Source organism: Arthrobacter sp. Hiyo1 (genome assembly GCF_001263615.2).
In the GTDB taxonomy this organism is placed as follows: Bacteria; Actinomycetota; Actinomycetes; order Actinomycetales; family Micrococcaceae; genus Arthrobacter.
The window spans coordinates 27,544-30,816 of the sequence record NZ_DF952471.1 but is presented as its reverse complement, the minus strand read 5'-3'; the positions used below and the strand labels follow the sequence as shown (position 1 = coordinate 30,816).

At 64.1% G+C, this 3,273-nt stretch carries 2 protein-coding genes and 1 pseudogene; 1 reads left to right on the top strand and 2 read right to left on the bottom strand.

Annotated elements, in window-relative coordinates:
• Both AHiyo1_RS11750 and AHiyo1_RS11745 read right to left on the bottom strand, forming a co-directional pair.
• Window positions 1-1,384, bottom strand: a 1,384-nt coding sequence (locus AHiyo1_RS11750) for an acyl-CoA dehydrogenase family protein (protein ID WP_059388682.1), incomplete at its 3' end; no start/stop codon positions are given.
• Window positions 1,385-1,449: 65 nt separating this feature from the next.
• Window positions 1,450-1,752, bottom strand: coding sequence for a hypothetical protein (locus AHiyo1_RS11745; RefSeq protein ID WP_059388681.1), 303 nt, complete (start codon window positions 1,750-1,752; stop codon window positions 1,450-1,452).
• A 245-nt stretch (window positions 1,753-1,997) separates the two neighbouring features.
• Here AHiyo1_RS11745 and AHiyo1_RS11740 point away from each other — a divergent pair.
• Window positions 1,998-3,273: pseudogene (locus AHiyo1_RS11740) on the top strand (DUF3375 family protein); the annotation flags it as partial.

Sequence of the window (3,273 nt, the reverse complement as noted above, 5' to 3'; positions counted from 1 at the left end):
CGTCTGCGGAGGCGAGCTCGCCCGCGGCCGAAAGGTGGGCATCGACGGCTTCGCGGGCGATGAGCAGGCGCATGATTTCGGACGAGCCTTCGAAGATCCGGTTGATGCGCATGTCCCTCAGCAACTGCTCGGCGGCCACCGCGCGTTCTCCACGGGCCTCCAGGGAATCCGCCGTCTCAAACCCGCGGCCACCCCGGATTTGGACCAACTCATCAGCCACCGTGTAGCTCAGTTCAGTGGACCAAAGTTTGGCCAGCGCAGCCTCGATCCGCACATCCTTCTGGCCGGCGTCGGCCATCTCGGCGGACAGTTCGAAAACGGCTTCAAGCGCGAAGGTGGTGGCGGCGATGAACGCGATCTTCTTGCCGACGGCCTCATGTTTTCCGACCGGCCGGCCCCATTGGGTGCGGGCGTTGGACCATTCGCGGGCGATCTTCAAGGACCACTTACCCGCCGCCACGCAAAGGCCCGGGATGGAGAGCCGGCCGGTGTTGAGCGTGGTGAGCGCGATCTTGAGTCCCTGGCCTTCGCGGCCCAGACGGTTGGCTGCCGGTACGCGCACTTGGTGGAACCGCGTCACGCCGTTCTCGATGCCGCGCAGGCCCATGAAGGCGTTGCGGTTCTCCACCGTGATGCCGGGGGAGTCCATTTCCACGACGAACGCCGTGATCCCGCCTTTGAGCGCCGTCCCGTCGGGGGCTGTGCGGGCAGGGACAACCGCCATGACCACTACCAATTCGGCGATCACGCCGTTGGTGGTCCAAAGTTTGACGCCGTCCAAAAGGTAGGACTCGCCGTCGTCGCTTGGCACTGCGGTGCAGCCCATCCGGGCGGGGTCGCTGCCGACGTCGGGCTCTGTCAGCAGGAACGCCGTGATGGCGCCGGCGGCGCAACGCGGCAAGTACTCCTGTTTTTGTTCGGGCGTGCCGAACACTTTGACCGGCTCCGGGACGCCGATGGACTGGTGCGCCGAGAGCAACGCGCCGAGGCTCGGATGGACTGATCCCAACAGCGCCAACGCCCTGCCGTAGTAGACCAGCGAGAGGCCCAAGCCGCCGTACTCGCGCGGAATCTTCATGCCGAAAACGCCCAACCCGGTGAGGCCAGCGAGGTATTCGTCCGGGATCTTGGCATCGCGTTCGATGGCTCGGCCGGACATGGTGCCGCAGAACTCCGTCAGCTTCGCCATGAACTCTTCGCCGCGCTCGACGTCGTCGGCTCTTGCCTGGGGCCAAGGATGGATCAGCCCCAGATCGAAGTCTCCCAAATACAGCCCCTTGGCGAAACTGGGGCGGTTCCATTCGATGTCGCGGGCGGCCTCGGCGACTGCGCGGGCTTCTGCGGCCGTGACGCCGTTGCTCTTGTTGTCAGTGGCGGAGGTCATGGGAGGACTCCTCTTGCCGGTTGTGCCGGTTTCGAGCCCAGGATCCGCCTCGGGTGGTGGACCCTTCAGCTGTCCCTCAATGCTACTCGCGGGTAGGTACCTGTGCTAGGGGCGGTCTGGGACGGGAATTCCACTGGCAGTTCCACTTTTCCGGCCTGGTGGACCAGCTGGTCCCACGCAAAATTGATGCCGTGGACCAGCCCGCCCAGCACGTTCTTCACGGTGTACCAGGCGAGGCTTCCGGCGCCGAGCAACGCAAGTGCGGCCATTGCGGCTACCGCGATGAAGGCTGCCAGAACCAGGCCAAGGATTAGTGTTCCCGCGAAGACATAAGTGCTGGTGTCTAAGGTCGTCAAGTCGAACTGCATTGGGTCCCCTCCGCAACGCTGCCAAAGCCGACGTCGGAGCGTCGACGTCGTTGGTGTCGACATTAGGGGCGGCGTCGTCGGTTCAGCTAGCAACGACACCGGCGTCGGGACTGTTGATACGCGATCGAAACCCTACCGGGAGGTAGATCACGGAAGGGTTGCGGCGCACCCTGCGTTAACCTTGTACGGGGCAGTTTTCGGGATTTCCGCTGCCAGAAGGTTCCGCGGCAGCTGAAGGAGAGTATGTGTCCCGCTCAGCAATGTCCTCAGCCGACGCCATCAGTGCGCGGCTCAGGGATCTCGAACTCCTGACCAAAGGCCCCGCCTGGGCCCTCACGCGCTCGGCGCCCTGGGTCATCGCGGTGCTCCAGGCATCCTTCACCCGAACGAAACCTCAGCTGCCGCTCGAAGAGTTCCATGCCGACGTCGACGCTTTCCTCGAGCAGCTCCGCAGACAGGATCCCGGGCTGGGCGGCCAGGGGAGCGGCAAGGCCTTTGCGGACGAATGGACCCGAAAGCAGTTCCTGACCCGACGCAGCCAGTCCGGCCAGATCGTCTACGAAATCACCGAGGCCGCCGCTAGAGTCCTGGCATTCCTGGACAGCCTCTCCAGCGAACGTTCCACGCTCAACGGTTCCAGCTCGGGACGTTGCTGGGCGACGTCGAAAAGCTCGCCAACGAGACGAACCCGGACCAGAGCGCCCGTTTGGAATCCCTTGAAGAGGAGATCCAGGAGCGCCAGCAGCTGATCGAAGACATCAGTTCCGGCGACTTCGACGGTCTTTTGGATGATGAGGAAGCCGTCGAAGCAGCCGGGAACATCCTGGACCTTGCGGCAAGCCTGCCTGCCGATTACAAGAAGATGCGTGACCGCATCGAAGAACTGGTAGGCGAGCTCCGCAACCAGATCATCGAGGAGTCGCTCAGCAAGGGTGCAACGATGGCGCAGGTCCTGGAGGCGGACAAACGCTTGCGGCAGAGCCCCGAAGGCCGTACCTTCCGTTCCTTCACGGCGTTCCTTGAGGACCCGCAGCAACAGTTGCGCTTCCGTTCGGCGATCGGCGACGTGCTGAGCCGCCAATTCGCGGATGACCTCAGCCATGAGGACAGGGAAACCCTCAAGAACCTCGTGGCGGAACTGCGCACGCAGCACAGCCAGATCCAGCGCATCTACGGCCGGCTTTCGGAGAGCCTCAACAACTACATCCAAAGCGACGATATCCGCCAGTCCGTCCGGCTCCGGCAGGTCTTGCGCGAAGCCGAACAGGCTATCCGCTCGATGCCGTACGAGCGCGACCGTCCCGGCCTGGTCCGAGGCCCGGTGTTGTTCAATGCGGGATTCGAATCCCTCGCCATGGTCAAGCTCTTCGACCCGGATGAGTTCGCGGCGCCGCCAAAGCTCGCCGACCCCATCGCCTTCAGCGATTCGGACCGCGTGCGTTCACTTCGCTCCGCGAAGGCAAGGCCCGACGTCGTCCGCTCCGCCATGGCGGGCGCAGCCACACTGGCAGAGGCCTGGGC

Bases quoted from the DNA above. Each gene is read 5' to 3' on its own strand.
- AHiyo1_RS11745 (WP_059388681.1), bottom strand. From the start codon at position 1,752: ATGCAGTTCGACTTGACGACCTTAGACACCAGCACTTATGTCTTCGCG.